The organism is Nostoc sp. NMS2 (assembly GCF_017115105.1).
GTDB lineage: Bacteria > Cyanobacteriota > Cyanobacteriia > Cyanobacteriales > Nostocaceae > Nostoc.
This window is the reverse complement of sequence record NZ_JABXKH010000058.1, coordinates 1-14,829: the sequence shown is the minus strand read 5'-3', so window position 1 is coordinate 14,829 and position 14,829 is coordinate 1. Positions and strand designations below refer to the sequence as shown.

Below are 14,829 nucleotides of genomic sequence, written 5' to 3'. Positions count from 1 at the left end.
TATTTTTAATACCGATTATAAGACAATACAAACATCAGTTTTCAATAAGTCCGTAATTAATTAATAGACCAATTGGAGGTAGAGTTTTATGACAAAGTTAATCAAGCAAATCATTTGTAGCTTTATAGCGATTGTAGCGGTCATAGGGTTGACAACGGGTAGTGCAAATGCCCAATCACTTTTAAATCTGAGTATTGTCAGTAGTGTCATTCAAGATACAAGTAGCAATAGAATTCCTAACTTTCCATGTACATCTTCTGATTTTGATAAACTCTACCCAAACCCTGAAGATCCTAATTCGTTCTATCAATGCGCGCCTTATGGCCTTGTACTAATGCCATGTCCGACTGGCTTAATATTTGATGTTGAAGCAGATCGCTGCGAGTATCCTACAGAGCGTGTTACAAAATCTGGTACAGAGGCGAATAGAACTAATAAAAGCGCAAATCCTTAAGATAGCTGGCTTTTAAGTGTAAAAGCATGTTTGAAAAGTCCTCTTATCTGTAGCAAAAAGTTCTAGATCCCCCTACTTCTCCAATCAGCCGCCAATCAAAACAGTAAACTCACCTTTGATAATTTTATTCGGTGGCCCTAATGCTTCTATAATTGTGTCGCCCATCCGAGAGGCTGGCAAATTGTTAATCAGCACAGTCTGACTACCGTCAATCACAACCCCAGGCCCGTGGGGAGGTAAGGGTAAGGGTGTAGCGCAATTATGAATATCAGCACCAGCAGCAGCAGCAGCGATCGCACTACCCATAGTAGCAGCAGATGTTGCCTTTGTAGTTTGTTCGGCGGCTAAAGCAGCAGGTGCGCCTGGTGTACCTGCTGCCGCTAGGGTAGCAGCCTCAGCTGCTTTGATAGCTATATCAGAAGATGTTTTGGCAGACTGCAAACCTGGTACTGCTGCTGCAAGCACACCTCGCCACGCAGGTAAAGACCCAATCAACACATTGGGACTACCCGGCCCTCCTGTTAAAACTGGGGGTAAGGGGTGCGCTACATTGTCGGTAATTCTTGCTGCTGGTTTACCCATCACAACCTCCTATTGTGTTTATTACGAATTACGTACAGCCCTTTGGACATGAAAACCGCGTAGCGTGCCGGAGGCTCTATTACGAATTACGAATTACGAATTACGAATTAATTAAGTCGAATCAATGCACCTTTAACTGTAATTGTGCCGTTAGCTGAAATGTCTATATTTCCGGCAGCATCTAATGACATATTACCTGTTGATTTGACTGAAACAGATTTACCCATGTCGTCCATTTTGATTTTATGACCGCCTTTGGTTTCAATCTCTATGCACCTTTGACTATCATTGAGATATATTTTATGACCGTCTTTAGTTTCTACACGAATACCAGTTTTACTACTGCCTTTATCCTCTTCAACAAACTGTAGAACATGACCAACGCGAGTCTTAATGGTGCGTAATCTTACACCACTTGTAACAGAATCACCCACCTTTTCTGGTGGCGCATCCTTCCCGTTCCATACCCCACCAATGACGTAAGGACGGTGAATATCCCCATGTTCAAAACCTACTAAGACTTCATCGTTTACCTCTGGTAAACAGTCGAAACCTCTGTTTTGGCCTGCTCCCACAGCTACAACTCTCGCCCAGTCACTTGTATGGTCTTCTGTGAGAGTGGGAAACTTGACTTTTACTCTGCCCATTTTCTCTGGGTCTTTGTTATCAGTTACAATTCCCACCAATAAAGTCTCAGATGGCTGTAGACGTTTTTCTGGGGATAAAGTTGTGAATAAGTTACCAGAACGGAGTCCCCGGACGCTAAAATCAGTTTCATAAACGCGCTGACTGAAGAAATGGCGAGTTTCTGTAACATAATACTTACCACTATAGCGATCGCCCATACCCTCAAGATTAATAACCCGTCCAGGACGAATCTCAGGATTCCCTTCTGCTTTGGCATCTGCGTAAACAAATTCTCCTCCTAGTTCATCACACAAAGCCTGAGCCATCGTCTCTGCTTGTTTTTTGCTGGCAACAGGTTTATCTACAACAATCATTTTGGGAGACTTCAGATTAGAAAATGCAGTACTGGTACTACTTCCTAGCCGATTACCCGTTTCGGTTATTTGCTTCTCTTTCTTGGCTGTTCCACTAATCAATTTTTTCTGGGTATAGTCCCAAGCGCGTACTTCCACAGAACTTATCTGTTCGGCACTGGTAACGCGGGTACTAAATTTATTAATATCAACTAGCCATTTTAGTGATAAAGCTCCTTGAGTTTTTGGCTTACAAAAATTTAATTTTTCCTCTGTAATAAATAACTCGAAACCAATGCGAGCAGCCCTTTCTCGCAAAAATTCCATATTAGTTTGATTTTCTTGGAAAACATACTTATGAACTTCACCCGTTGCCTCTATATTACCAGGTCTTATACCTACTTCTTGAATTATTTTCTTGACTATTCCGCTATCAGTTTCATTTAAAAAAGAACGATTATAACGACCTCTGTGTAGACGGTGCGAAATATCATAACCACGAACAATGATATCAGCTTCAGATTTTTCATTGAAGTGAACTTCCATTGCTGTAATTTCGCCTTCAATCAGGAATTCTTCTACTTCCTCTTGAAAATTATTATCTAGAGTAGTACTAGAAGTAAAACCTAACTTCACTTTTTTCCCAATTTTAAATAACTGCTCATGTCGCCAAGCCTTGTTTTCTGGTCGGTCAGATGTGGGAATATAGCTATTATGAATTACTAGCGTAAACATTGCTGGCAAATGAAGGCTTTCTTCTATTGTGATTTGCAACACATCCTTCATTAATTCAGGAGAAGCTTGTTTTCCATCTATCTGTATTTTAGGTTCGCTTAAATAAAGGCTTTTTTTAGGAGGCATGACTATTATTTGATAATTTATGAAATGTTTAGAGCAACCTTTAATAACAAAACAAATACTAATTTCTCGGGAGCATCCCAAATGTGTAAAGACATATTTTGTGATTGTGAGCGTAATGAAATGAAGCGTTCGCGGAGCGTCTCTTAGAGTTGCAATCGCAAAGTCTAGATGCTGCGATTGCTTCATTCCGCTTCGCTCCATTCGCAATGACTACCTGCTAACTTGGTAAATTTGCTTGCATTGGGATCATCCCAATTTCTCACTTTATTATTTCTGCTTATTCAGTTTTTGTCCCTTCTTATCTGAATTGCGAGAATCTCCTTTAGAAGCAGATTCCCGTCCTCCAGGAAGATTATTCTTATCTACTTCTTGCAAGGCTATATCTACTAGTGCCCTGACTGGTGTACCATCACTCAAAAACATATTTAAAGTGTAGGTTAAACTCGTGATCACACAATAAAAATATTCATTCCCCCATGTAAATATATAAACTGGTGGGCGTTTATCAGTTGCTTTACTGATAGTTTCTACACCTTTTTTAATATTATCTATATATTTTTTCATCACCGACTCTTTCGTTTCATAAGTATCATAAAGTAACTGTTTAAGTGTAAACTTATAAGGTTCAACACCAGAAAAGTTTACTTTCGGCAGGAGAGTAGTTCCTCTATTACCATCCTTGCTTTCCCATTTAACAGTCCGAGTAAAACTAATATCTGTAGGATTAAACATTAATTCAATATCTGGTGCTTCGTTGTTATAAGCTACAAGTTTTGCTTTTTCAAGTTGCGGTTGACGCTTCTGAATAACAATAATTGCTGGACTTGCCATTTTAATAGTTCTCCAAAAATTAGTTTTTAAATGAAAACTTACCAAGGTAATCGACCTGAGTAACCACCATGACGCTCTCGCTCAATTTCTATCCTTTGTCGTAATCTATTATAAATTTCACGGGCTAGAGCTTCCAGATTAGCCGTATCATCTTTATTATCTTCTGCAGAAGACAAAGACTTGTTATCTATTGTCTCAGTTACAGGTTGTATTTCTCTAGATATATCGGGTAGAGTGACTTCTCCACCATCAACAAAGCCTCTAGGTGAAGGAAGGTGTTTAGCAAAAACTTGTGGCGATTCTGAAACATGAGGAAATTCATAATTTTGACTGTTTGATTCTCCATCATTAAAATTAAAGCTAGTAAAATCATCATTATTTCCATTTAGTAAATCTTCCACACTTGACCATTGAGAAGGTGTATTTGACCATTGGGAAGATGTATTAGTTGTAGAATTTGCTTTTCGGAAAATCAGAGGAGGCGATGAGTATTGAGGCGAAGATTCACCTACATCTATTGTTTCATTTTGAAGAGTATGATGGGGAGAATTTAGAATCGAAAGTTTCTGTTTACTAATATTTAACCCCAAGGAAGAAGGAATTAAAGAATTGAATATCTGAGGTGAATCAGTCTCAATGCTTTTTAGCTGTAATGAAGTGTCTGAAAAAGAATCGACTTTAGTCGGAGTCTCTCGAGAAATTGTTTCTTCTGGCTCTGTAGGATTGGATGTCTGTAAACTTGGAAGAATAATATCCTGCGGTGTTCCACCAGTGTTGATGTGATGCAGTAGAGGTAAATTTTTCTGTGCATCCCTGGTATTAATCACAAACTCCCCAGGTGTAAGCATTGCAGGTACTATATCTGAAGGTGCTATCTGCTGGCGATTTTCAACCTGGGAGTCTGTCACATAACCACCAGTAGCATAACCTTTAGGTGCGATCGCATTTTGCTCAACTTTAGGTGCTGTGCTTACCTCATCTTGCAGAGAAGTTGGGTTTTCTAGAATATCTGGATTATCCCAGGTATCAGCAAAGGTTGATATTTCAGGATTTTCTGATTCTCCTGTTTGTTCTTTATCAATAATTTTCCTAAAGACACTTGTTTCTTCAACAATTTCAGGGGATATGGCGGTAATTGTTGGTGTCTCATCAATTTCAGGTGAACTGGCGCTAACTACCAATGCTTCAATAATTTCAGGGAATGTGGCAGTAATTGTTGGTGTTTCAACAATTTCAGGGGATATGGCGGTAATTGTTGGTGTCTCATCAATTTCAGGTGAACTGGCGCTAACTACCAATGCTTCACTAATTTCAGGGGATGTGGCGGTAATTGTTGGTATTTCATCAATTTCAATTGAACTGGCGCTAACTACCGATGTTTCAGCAATTTCAGGCGATATGGCGGTAATTGTTGGTATTTCATCAATTTCAGGCGATATGGCGGTAATTGTTGGTGTTTCAGCAATTTCAGGCGATGTAGTGCTAACTACCAGTGCTTCACTAATTTCAGGCGATGTGGCGGTAATGATTGGTGTTTCAGTAATTTCAGGCGCTGCTAAGATGGAATGACTTTCTGTAAACTCGCTGGTAGTATTCTCAAAATTGCTATCACGTTGCACTGAACTTACATTTGCTGAGATATCTAAAACATTAACCCCCATAGCAGCCTGTGACTCTAAAGTGACTAATTGTTCATCGCTATCAGAGTTGCTGAATAAACTAGGTGTGTTTTCAATATTGGCTAAGGTAGGTGTTAACTGAACAAGCGTACTGTCTGGAGACTCACTCGTAAAACCAGAATCAATTTCCTGATTTTTCATGGGATCTAGAAAGCCTTGTTCCTGAAAGAACAGAGGCTTTAAACTCTCCCCATTCTCTGGTAATAAAGGGGACTTAGGGGTTAGATTTTTGGTTGGTTTTTCCACATAGTGTGAAAGGTCAGAATCAATTTCTTGTTCTACTGGAATAGGATTTTTTGTAACTGAAGACCCAGAATTAGATGTAGTAATATACGGCCCTATGATATTGTCTTCAGTGTCTAAAGGATGGAGTAGTTTAGGTGTATCATCAACATCAGTTAAAGTTAAAGAATTATCAGCAACCGCATTATTTGTGACAAAATCATTTGCTGTACTTTCTAATATTAAGTCTGATTTAATGACTGGAATTGCATCGAAGTTACTATTAGCATTTGGCAATTCATCTTCCGGTGATGGAGAATTTAAGATTGGCGAAACCTCTTTCGCTTGGATTAAATTAATTTGGTTTGTGCTGCTTTTATCATCAAATTCCTTCTGTATTTGATGTTTTTTAATATCCTGTTTTTTTGAAGTTTTTTTGACTGGAACATCTGAAATATTAGCTAATTCTGATGTTTCAGTAATTATCTCTTGTTGATTATTAGCAAAGTTACTAGATGGATAAAATGTTTCTGCAACATTATTATCCGAAGAAAATTCTACAGGTGAATCTTCAACCAATTCACTTACATTACTGTCTATTTCAATCTTCTCTTGTGATGGCATAATTCTTTCTGTTGTAGACAAATCTGTACTATAATCGCTAGATGGTAACTCAGAATTAAATTGCAGATTATTGGTAGCAATATTTCTGACAACAGTCGATTTATCTTCAACAGTAGGCGAAGTTGATGCCGCTATGCTAGGTGTTATATTACTAACATAATCAGACTGGTTTGTAGTATTATCTGAACTAATATCCAGTTGTAATCTGGGAGTTTCAGAATTAGCGTCAATAGACAGAGGCTCGTCTGATTCTAAGAAGCTATTTTCATTCAGGTTAACAGTAATATTGTTTTCTTCAACAAATTGCTCAATATTCTTCGCCACAGATGATGTGAGAAGCTTTTTAGTTCTAGATTTTGATTTTTTTACTGGTGGCTTTTGAGATTTATTTGTTTTTTTTGATTTAGACTTACCCTTAATTTTCTGTACTTTTGAAGTACCATTAATCGGATTGGTTTCAATAGAACTTGGTAATATTTTTGAAAGACTATCTTTTCCTGATTCAGTAATATTACTATTTTCGGATAAAGTTATTGAATTATAAACATCAGACTCAAGCAATGGAAATTCACTATTTATGTCCTGAGTATCCCAACTATCCCAACCTATTAATGGTTGAATTGATTGTTCATACTGACGAGACAATAAAAATTTAGAGGATTTAACTAATGGTGGTTTAGTTTGTATTGCACTGATAAAATTACTTCGTGAATGCAAAGAATGAGATTCTTTTTTTGATATTTTTCTCTGAAAATTAGATAAAGATGATATTACCCCAAGGGGATGAATATTGTTTCCTAGTGGAGATTGAATAATTTGCATAGTTATAGTTTAAGAGTAGCCAATTAACTAGAAACGAAATAGCCTGATTTTTGATTTCGTTGTACAGAAGTCCCTCCTCCTGTAGACCTTGCAACTTGTAAACCTTCATAAGCTAAAGTTAATTCTTCAATCGCAACGGCTTTCCCATCTGCTTGAAATGCAGGTGTTTTCCAGGTTATAGGAATAGCACCAATCAAAGTCCAACTCATCATCGTTTCACCAGCTTGATTGAAAATCAGAATATTGACATTACGCCGAGATGTTTTCTTTTGTTCATCAAAAACTGCATTCATCCAGTTCCAAAAACCTGGATGATCGGTAACTCCACGTTTAAGAGTTACGTCTGCAAATTCTGTATGACCTAAATAAATTCTTTGCTGATCGTTGACACCGCCTTCCTGAAAAACATTTTTCTTAATTTGAACACTTAATCCTGAACATTCAGCGAAAGATGCAGCAATAGAACTGTCTATCTCTACGTAGAACCGATTAGTAGTGACATAATTTAATTCGTGAGTAATGTTGCCATTGTTAGCGCCTGTAGCCATCACAACCACCTCTGGGAATCATAATTACCTACCCTTTCACGCTGCGATCGCAAGTCTTCTAGCAAAAGTTTATATACGTGTTCTGTAAGCTGGTTTATCAGCCGTGAGTCGTTGAGATATTTACTTGCCGTTTTAGCCGCCTTGCTAGCATTAGATGTCGCCGAAATCCCGGCGTATCCAGCAGTACCGCCAACATCTCCATCGAAGGTGAAAAAACTTTGTTGCTGTTTTGAGTCCATAAATAAAAAAACTCTCCTAGAATCCAGGCTAAAGGTACTGCATCAGAATCAAAAGTAGCCAAAAGTCGAACTTAGTTTTTGCATTGATTCAAGACTTTTGATAAATTGTGTAATAAATGCGATCGCAGTATCCTAGATGTTAATAACAGCAAAATATTCATCTAGCTACTGCTTGGGCAACAGGAGAAGAAAATGAGAGAACACGTCAGCCAGAATAAAAAAACTACTACAGGCTTCTCAATTCCATCCCTGAAACACGCGACACCCAGCTTTGGTTTGGAGTCGTCGGCAATTTCACGCCAAGCGGTTTCTGAAATACAACCACTCCATCAACCAGTTACTCACGATATCAGTCGCATACCACTGCGTTCTCAAGCAAAACTCTCAATTAGTCAGCCTGGAGACATTTACGAACAGGAAGCTGATAGCGTAGCACAGCAGGTAATGCAAAGAATGGCGCAACCTGTAAATCACCAGTCTATCCAACGAGAAGCATTGCCAGAGGAAGAAGAAGAATTACAGATGAAACCTCTGGCAAATTCCATCACGCCTTTAGTGCAACGAGAAGCATTGCCAGAGGAAGAAGAAGAATTGCAGATGAAGCCGATGGTGCATCAGGCTGAGGCTGGAATGGCTGCTGCGCCTGACCTGGAAGCGTCCATTAACCAAGCTAAGGGTGGTGGACAGGCGATCGCAGACAACATCCGCGAACCGATGGAACAGGCATTTGGGGCTGATTTTAGTGGGGTGAAGGTTCACACAGATGGTCAATCTGACCAGTTGAATCGCTCAATTCAGGCGCGGGCTTTCACTACGGGACAGGATGTGTTCTTTCGGCAGGGGGAATATAACCCTGGGAGTCGAGGGGGGCAAGAGTTGATTGCTCACGAGCTTACTCACGTCGTTCAGCAGAACGACAATCACTTGTCAAGAAGCTCTCTCCCACATACATTCCATATATCCTCTGTATCTCTGCCTAGATTACAATGTGTTTTCGCCAGCTCTGGGTCATTATCTAGCCACTTCACCAAGCATGTTAGCGTACAAAACGATGCTGGTGCCGCATACGCTAATGAAGCAGACTACGAAGCGGCAGCCGATGCTATCGTAAGCGATCCAACCTCCTTGCAGAAAACTGGGGGAACGGGCAAGACATACTACCTCAATCAAACTACTGGCCAGTTCGTCGCAACAAATAGTGCTGGTAAAATTTTAACAATGTTTGTTCCTGGCAACCCATTGGCATATTACACTAAGCAGATATAGGCAGAGTTAAACAATCTGTCTGCGGTAAAGGGAAAACAAGCCAAATTGTGTAAAAGCCTAACTGTGGAACCATTGCCAGACAGTGTGAACAATAATATGCTCTAGTAGTAAGCACTGAGTCAATATTCAATGAGTTAAAAATTAACGATGTATAGATGCCCAGTATGTGGTTATAACGGACTAGAAGAACCTCCCTTCGATGTTGCTGGCTCACCCTCGTTTGAAATATGTCCCTCTTGTGGAACAGAGTTTGGTTATGATGATGCAGAAACGGATCATGCCACTTTGCGTCACAATTGGATTCAATCTGGTGCTAAGTGGTGGAGTTCATCTACCTCTCCTCCTCCTGATTGGAATCCTTATGAACAGTTAAGAGAAGCAGAATTACCTAGCAACTGAACTTTACTCACCGAATTTTAGATTTTAAATTTTGGATAATGGAATTGAAGATTCAAAATCCCAAATTTAAAAAGGTCTGAACGCGAATTTATGTTGAGCGGAGTCGAAACACAGCGTCTCCAAGAGTTGCCCCCGAATTGAAACGCGAGAATAAATCTAAAATCCAAAATCGTTCGACTGAGCGTAGTCGAAGTCTAAAATCTACGACGAAAAGCGCAAAGAAATTTATCAAGATTGGGAATGTCTGAAATAATTATCCTAGATACTCATATCTGGATTTGGTATATTAATCGAGAATTAGATCAATTTCCAATTTCAAGACAACTCTGTTACCTTTAAGAGCGATCGCCATGATCACAACCCCATTACCACTAACCTTTAAGCAATTCCTTGATTTTGACGATGGTAATGAACTTAATGAGTATGAGTTGGTTGCTGGGAGGCTGATGTTAATGCCAGAACCCAGCGAACTACATGAAGAAATTCTTGAATTCCTATCCTTCATGTTTGAACTTGCCTACCGCAAGCGTCAACTGAAATACTCAGTGCGGAAGCGAAACGCGCTACAGATTAACGAGACACAAAGCCGACGACCTGATATTGCCATTATCCAACGCCCCCAGTTTTACCCCGACGATCGACCAAGGATGGGCATCCAAACTCAGCCATTCATGATTGTCGAGATCGCCTCATTTAACTGGTCAACTGACCTCATAGACAAGCAAGAAGAATATCTTGCCTTGGGAGTACCGGAATATTGGATTATCGACTACAGAGGTCAAATTCCTGCTAAGTATTGTCTGCGTGGAAAAGGAAAAAAGGCGATCGTCATGACCTTAGAAAATGGTGAGTATCAACGCTCTGAGTACCTTGAAGGAGAAACAATTCCATGTCTTACTTTTCCCAACTTAACCTTAACCCTTGACCAAGTATTAGCAGCTGATGCCGAGGATGTAGTTTAGGGCGATCGCCCTCTCCATTCTGACTCAAAATGCGATCGCTCAAATAGGAGGGTTGATCAAGTGTGATTTTCTTATCTTCCAATTTTATTTCATAAAAATACTGTAAGTAGGTCGGCGCAATTAAATAATTCGTAATTCGTAATTCGTAATTCGTAATTAAGTTTTGTGACGGGGATTTAGACCCCGACCCAAAACGCGCTGTCTGTAGAGACAGGGGACTTAAACCCCCAAAGTTCGTTAAAGCTAACTGGCAAAGGCTGTCTTTTGTCACTTGTACTGAGTGACTTGTGCCGAGCCTGTCCTGAGCGTAGCCGAAGGGCGAAGTCGAGGTAAGTCGAAGTATTGGTCATTAGTAAGCGCTTTTAGTCTATTTACGTTTCGTAATATACTTGGGTCTTTTCGCGCCAACTTACTTAAGCTAGAAATACCCAACCGATTGCTTCCCAAACCTTTACGATCATGATTCAAGAGATTTCAATTCCTGATTCCCTCTACGAACAAGCTTCTAATCTGGCGCAGGAAATGCAAATTTCCCCCTCTGATTTATTTTCGTTAGCACTTGAGGAGTATCTACATCGTCACCATAGTCAAAAGCTGCTTCAGAGCATCAATGATGCCTATGCCGATGGATTGGATGACAGCGAACAGGCAATGCTAGAAGGAATGCGGCGACACCAAAGACAACTGAGGGTAGTTGATCGATCAACTACCCCGTAAAATTTGACAGCTTTTTGCAACTCTAGCCCATTAGCCAAGAGCTTTACTACACAATATACACCGTAAAATTAACTAGATTATCCTGACCAAATCGCAAAGAATCACCATTAAGCAGCCGATATTGCATACCAGGAGTGAGAGGATTGTTGTTTAAATAAATACCATTTGTACTCATATCAACAATCATGTATGCATTTTGCGACCAGTCCCAATCGACTCGCGCATGACGACGAGAGACTATTCCCTCACTGGGAATACCAGTCAAATCAATTTCTGGCGGCGCTATTCCTGGACTCTGACTGCGGCGACCAATATAACCTCCTTCCCCAACGAGGTGAAATTCTCTGCCAGTAGTATGAATCAGCTTTAAAGCTGGCGCTCTTTGAGGCGGAGGGGTATAAACAGGCGGTGTTGGTTGATAAGAGACTCGTTGCTGATAGACTGTTGAATAATCAACGGGAGCTTGTTGGGGAGGTTGGTAATTAGGTTGCTCTGTAGGCGGCCGTTGATACTGAGCAGGTGGTGGTTGACTAGGTTGTTGCTGAATAGGCGGCGGTTGACTAGGCGGTTGTTGTGGTGTCGGGGAAACTACATTACCCACAGGAGTGGAACACCAGGGACAAACCTTAGCATTGTTAGGCAGGGCGCGGTTGAAATATTCGCAACTAGGATTGGGGCACCGATTTGCAGGCATAGGAATTTATATCATCAGGCATAGGTTGTAAAGCTACAAGACCTACTTTACTAAGTAAACACTGACCCTGACGAGTGGTTAGCATCTGGGCAAATGTAGAACCACCAGGCAGGCGACTGGTGTCTTTAGGGTACACTACAAAAATAGGATATCCCAAGGGGTAGCTTTGGAATGTTGTGACATCAACATAATAATCATCATGTTGACACAAGTCATCTGAGGGATTAATTGAGCGGCGCGAGCGCCGTTGAAACAGAGGTTGAATCGCTGATTTTTTGCCATCTGCGATCGCAAGCGGATAACCAGTACACTGACTCGAAGTTTTACTGATAATGCCAAAACTTATAATACCAGTGGTTCGCCCCTCTAAAGTCTCGCTGCGTATCTGATTTTGGGTTTTTGTTGTATCCAGTTTAGTAACATTTGCAGCAAATAAAGCTTCGTCTTGAGGGACGTTTTTGAGAACTATTTCTTGAAATTTACTGATTGCTTCCGGTTCTGTTGGGGCAAAAGGTTTCACAGGTAGATTTGGAAGTTTGGGACTAATTTGTTGCCAATTGGTAATTTTACCTGTGTAAATTTGACGCAATTGCTCAAGACTTATTTGCCCTCCAAGAGCATTAGCAAGATTAGAGTCTCTCTTATTAAATGCTACAAAAACAATTAATCCATCATAAGCAACTTGTTTTTTAGAAAGTTTATCTGTAATGTTCTCTACCAAACTAGTAATTGCAAAATCTTTTCTGTTTGTTTGGACTTCTTCGATACTTTTAATCGGATTCTTTACGTTTGATGACAAAACAGGTTCATAATTAAATGTTGCTGTCGCATCTGGCTTTGGTCTGGTCAATAACTCTCCTAAACGACTGTTGTCCACTGGTTGCGTTAAAACATAACTCCATGTACTATCCTTTTCTCCTGTGTAAGTAAATTGTCCCGCAGGAACATTGGGGACTTCGGAGAAATTTTGCACAAGTCTAGACCATAGTATATATTGATTAGGGTTATCTGTTTTCTTGCCCAAAAGCCAATACAAAATTCCTCCGCCGAGCAATAATAAAGCCAGAATTCCTATCAGGATTAAAGGCATTGGCAAACGCTTTTCTATTACTTGAGAGCCTGGCGAACGCACTGAACTTTTGCGACGCTCTTCTTTGGGAAGTTGTAGTAGTGCTTGACGAGCAGTTTCCGCATTCTCGAAAGGAGTTTCTAGACCAATGAGGCGATAAATAAACTGTTTTAAATGGCTATCAGTATCTGGCCATTGTTGATTATCTCTAAAATCGAGAGGCTGGTGGGATGAAAAATTAGTTGTCCGTCCTACCCATAGATAAAAGGCTAGCAATCCTAATGATTCTAAATCTTGTTCAGGTCTGGCGGGCGCGGGTTGAGGAATAATCGGTGGAATAAATAAGTTTTCCCAGGTAGCTAAATCGCAAAAGTATATAGAGAATTTTTGATTATTTTCTACTTTAATTAAAGTACTATCTAAACTAATATTGCCGTGAGTTATCCCCAGTTGTACTTGATTTGAGGGAAAACGCAGCTTTTGGGTGTGGAGAAACTGGAGAGTTTGTAAACCTTGATTTAGTACCTCGCGCACATCAGGAGATGTCATTGCGCCCTTTTCTATGAGATACTTACCTAAAGTTTGGGATGACTCTATTCCTTGAGTGATAAGATAACAGCGTTGTCCTTTTTCATCTGCGATCGCTTCTTTCGTTTCTACAAGCCGGAAGTTTTGAATTCGACTATCGGCTAAACTTACACCACCCACCCGTTTGAAAGTCTCTTTGCGCTTCAGAGTCTCGCTTTCATTAAAACAACGACTGGGTAGCAGGTATTCTTTGATGATGACAGGTTGTTTGTCCTTGAGTTGAATACCTGAGTATAAGCGGCCTAAACCCCGTACACCGATAAAACTAGCTATTTGATAAGTTCCCTGACTTCCTTTAATCTCAGCCTCCTGTGGTAAAGTTGCCGGAAAACCACATTCCAAGCAAAACTTAGCCCCCTTGATTTGCTGCGCCGTTTGGAAAGGGCGATCGCAACTTAAGGGAGAATTATATGAGCAGGGGTATTCTTGATAAAAAGATTCAAATGAAGGCATATAACCAATTCAAAATTCAAAATTCAAAGAGCTATCAAGCGTGAACTAATCCTAACTTGAGGGCAGCCACAATCGCTTGAGTCCGACTAGTAACCTTCAATTTTTCAAAAATACTGGTGAGATGCGCCTTAACAGTAGCAACTGTTACATATAAATGTTTAGCAATTTCTTCATTAGAAGCACCTTGAGTTAACCAGTATAAAACCTCTTGCTCTCTTTCGGTTAAATGCACCTCATGACATGCTTTCAGACAAGAATCTGAATAAGCCTGAAAAAACCGGAAAAACCGACTAGCAACTTCTGAAGGTAGATAAATTTCCGCTCTTGTAACAGTCTCAATCGCCTCACACAATTGTGTTGCCACACGATTTTTAAACACATAACCTGCGGCTCCCGCCTGCATTGCTCTAAAAATCCAGTCGTCTTCTTGATGAGCCGACAACACTAAAACCTTTCCAGTGTAACCAGTTTCCTTAAGACGTGCCAGAACTGTAATCCCGTCACATCCCTTCAATTGCATATCCAGCAAAATTAAATCTGGACACTTCTGGGCTGTAAACTTTAAAACCTGCTCCACAGAATCCGCATCACCCATAACTTCTACAGGTAACGCAGAATTAATACTATAAAAATTCAAGAGAGTACGTAACCCTTGACGAAACCGTTCTTCGTCATCTACCAGCAAAACCGAAAGTTTCTTACTATCATTAGCCATCTTTTTAATTACGAATTGCGTGAAGCCTGCGGCATAGCTTCGCTTAACGCGGAGCGTGCCGGAGGCTCTATTACGAATTACGAATTACGAATTACGAATTACGAATTACGAATTACGAATTACG

The 14,829-nt window shown here is 40.2% G+C and carries 14 protein-coding genes; 5 read left to right on the top strand and 9 right to left on the bottom strand.

The features are described from left to right. Positions 1–88 precede the first annotated feature (88 nt). Positions 89–454: a carbohydrate-binding module family 14 protein gene (locus tag HWQ36_RS10785; RefSeq protein WP_292701824.1), complete on the top strand. Its 366-nt coding sequence runs from the start codon at positions 89–91 to the stop codon at positions 452–454. An 84-nt stretch (positions 455–538) separates the two neighbouring features. Here HWQ36_RS10785 and HWQ36_RS10780 read toward each other — a convergent pair whose 3' ends face one another. The 6 genes from HWQ36_RS10780 to HWQ36_RS10755 all read right to left on the bottom strand — a co-directional run bounded on the left by HWQ36_RS10780 (position 539) and on the right by HWQ36_RS10755 (position 7,842). Continuing rightward, positions 539–1,036 (bottom strand): PAAR domain-containing protein, encoded by a 498-nt coding sequence (locus HWQ36_RS10780; protein ID WP_292701821.1) that lies wholly within the window; start codon positions 1,034–1,036, stop codon positions 539–541. Between the two features lie 107 nt (positions 1,037–1,143). Continuing rightward, a complete protein-coding gene (locus HWQ36_RS10775) occupies positions 1,144–2,877 on the bottom strand; it encodes a VgrG-related protein (RefSeq protein ID WP_292701819.1) in 1,734 nt (577 codons plus the stop codon). Positions 2,878–3,144: 267 nt separating this feature from the next. After that, positions 3,145–3,708: a hypothetical protein gene (locus tag HWQ36_RS10770; RefSeq protein WP_292701816.1), complete on the bottom strand. Its 564-nt coding sequence runs from the start codon at positions 3,706–3,708 to the stop codon at positions 3,145–3,147. 38 nt (positions 3,709–3,746) lie between these two features. Continuing rightward, entirely contained in the window at positions 3,747–7,055 is a 3,309-nt protein-coding gene (locus HWQ36_RS10765) for a hypothetical protein (RefSeq protein ID WP_292701814.1), read from the bottom strand. 23 nt (positions 7,056–7,078) lie between these two features. Then, on the bottom strand, positions 7,079–7,603 hold the full coding sequence (locus tag HWQ36_RS10760; protein WP_292701811.1) for a phage tail protein: 525 nt from the start codon (positions 7,601–7,603) through the stop codon (positions 7,079–7,081). Then, entirely contained in the window at positions 7,603–7,842 is a 240-nt protein-coding gene (locus HWQ36_RS10755) for a hypothetical protein (RefSeq protein ID WP_292701808.1), read from the bottom strand. The genes HWQ36_RS10760 and HWQ36_RS10755 overlap by 1 nt, the downstream gene beginning before the upstream one ends. Positions 7,843–8,034: 192 nt before the next feature. Here HWQ36_RS10755 and HWQ36_RS10750 point away from each other — a divergent pair, with 192 nt between their 5' ends. The 4 genes from HWQ36_RS10750 to HWQ36_RS10735 all read left to right on the top strand — a co-directional run bounded on the left by HWQ36_RS10750 (position 8,035) and on the right by HWQ36_RS10735 (position 11,186). Next, entirely contained in the window at positions 8,035–9,108 is a 1,074-nt protein-coding gene (locus tag HWQ36_RS10750; RefSeq protein WP_292701805.1) for a DUF4157 domain-containing protein, read from the top strand. Positions 9,109–9,255: 147 nt separating this feature from the next. Further along, complete coding sequence (locus tag HWQ36_RS10745) at positions 9,256–9,507, top strand: hypothetical protein (protein ID WP_292701802.1); 252 nt, start codon at positions 9,256–9,258, stop codon at positions 9,505–9,507. Positions 9,508–9,857: 350 nt separating this feature from the next. Further along, a complete protein-coding gene (locus tag HWQ36_RS10740) occupies positions 9,858–10,469 on the top strand; it encodes a Uma2 family endonuclease (RefSeq protein ID WP_292701799.1) in 612 nt (203 codons plus the stop codon). A 459-nt stretch (positions 10,470–10,928) separates the two neighbouring features. After that, on the top strand, positions 10,929–11,186 hold the full coding sequence (locus tag HWQ36_RS10735; RefSeq protein WP_292701796.1) for a hypothetical protein: 258 nt from the start codon (positions 10,929–10,931) through the stop codon (positions 11,184–11,186). 46 nt (positions 11,187–11,232) lie between these two features. Here the strand turns inward: HWQ36_RS10735 and HWQ36_RS10730 are convergent, their stop codons facing one another. From HWQ36_RS10730 to HWQ36_RS10720, 3 genes are read right to left on the bottom strand one after another with little or no spacing between them, the layout of a single operon-like run. Continuing rightward, positions 11,233–11,880: an FHA domain-containing protein gene (locus HWQ36_RS10730; RefSeq protein ID WP_292701794.1), complete on the bottom strand. Its 648-nt coding sequence runs from the start codon at positions 11,878–11,880 to the stop codon at positions 11,233–11,235. Next, positions 11,852–13,990, bottom strand: a complete 2,139-nt coding sequence (locus HWQ36_RS10725; protein WP_292701792.1) for a substrate-binding domain-containing protein — start codon at positions 13,988–13,990, stop codon at positions 11,852–11,854. The genes HWQ36_RS10730 and HWQ36_RS10725 overlap by 29 nt, the downstream gene beginning before the upstream one ends. Before the next feature lie 34 nt (positions 13,991–14,024). Further along, complete coding sequence (locus HWQ36_RS10720; RefSeq protein WP_292701789.1) at positions 14,025–14,705, bottom strand: response regulator transcription factor; 681 nt, start codon at positions 14,703–14,705, stop codon at positions 14,025–14,027. Between the last annotated feature and the right edge of the window lie 124 nt (positions 14,706–14,829).

What these genes read in the sequence shown, in the direction of transcription:
- HWQ36_RS10770 (WP_292701816.1), bottom strand. Translation starts at nt 3,708, where the DNA reads ATGGCAAGTCCAGCAATTATTGTTATTCAGAAGCGTCAACCGCAACTT.
- HWQ36_RS10750 (WP_292701805.1), top strand. Translation starts at nt 8,035, where the DNA reads ATGAGAGAACACGTCAGCCAGAATAAAAAAACTACTACAGGCTTCTCA.
- HWQ36_RS10735 (WP_292701796.1), top strand. Translation starts at nt 10,929, where the DNA reads ATGATTCAAGAGATTTCAATTCCTGATTCCCTCTACGAACAAGCTTCT.
- HWQ36_RS10720 (WP_292701789.1), bottom strand. Translation starts at nt 14,705, where the DNA reads ATGGCTAATGATAGTAAGAAACTTTCGGTTTTGCTGGTAGATGACGAA.
- HWQ36_RS10745 (WP_292701802.1), top strand. Translation starts at nt 9,256, where the DNA reads ATGTATAGATGCCCAGTATGTGGTTATAACGGACTAGAAGAACCTCCC.
- HWQ36_RS10740 (WP_292701799.1), top strand. Translation starts at nt 9,858, where the DNA reads ATGATCACAACCCCATTACCACTAACCTTTAAGCAATTCCTTGATTTT.
- HWQ36_RS10730 (WP_292701794.1), bottom strand. Translation starts at nt 11,880, where the DNA reads ATGCCTGCAAATCGGTGCCCCAATCCTAGTTGCGAATATTTCAACCGC.
- HWQ36_RS10775 (WP_292701819.1), bottom strand. Translation starts at nt 2,877, where the DNA reads ATGCCTCCTAAAAAAAGCCTTTATTTAAGCGAACCTAAAATACAGATA.
- HWQ36_RS10765 (WP_292701814.1), bottom strand. Translation starts at nt 7,055, where the DNA reads ATGCAAATTATTCAATCTCCACTAGGAAACAATATTCATCCCCTTGGG.
- HWQ36_RS10755 (WP_292701808.1), bottom strand. Translation starts at nt 7,842, where the DNA reads ATGGACTCAAAACAGCAACAAAGTTTTTTCACCTTCGATGGAGATGTT.
- HWQ36_RS10725 (WP_292701792.1), bottom strand. Translation starts at nt 13,990, where the DNA reads ATGCCTTCATTTGAATCTTTTTATCAAGAATACCCCTGCTCATATAAT.
- HWQ36_RS10780 (WP_292701821.1), bottom strand. Translation starts at nt 1,036, where the DNA reads ATGGGTAAACCAGCAGCAAGAATTACCGACAATGTAGCGCACCCCTTA.
- HWQ36_RS10760 (WP_292701811.1), bottom strand. Translation starts at nt 7,603, where the DNA reads ATGGCTACAGGCGCTAACAATGGCAACATTACTCACGAATTAAATTAT.
- HWQ36_RS10785 (WP_292701824.1), top strand. Translation starts at nt 89, where the DNA reads ATGACAAAGTTAATCAAGCAAATCATTTGTAGCTTTATAGCGATTGTA.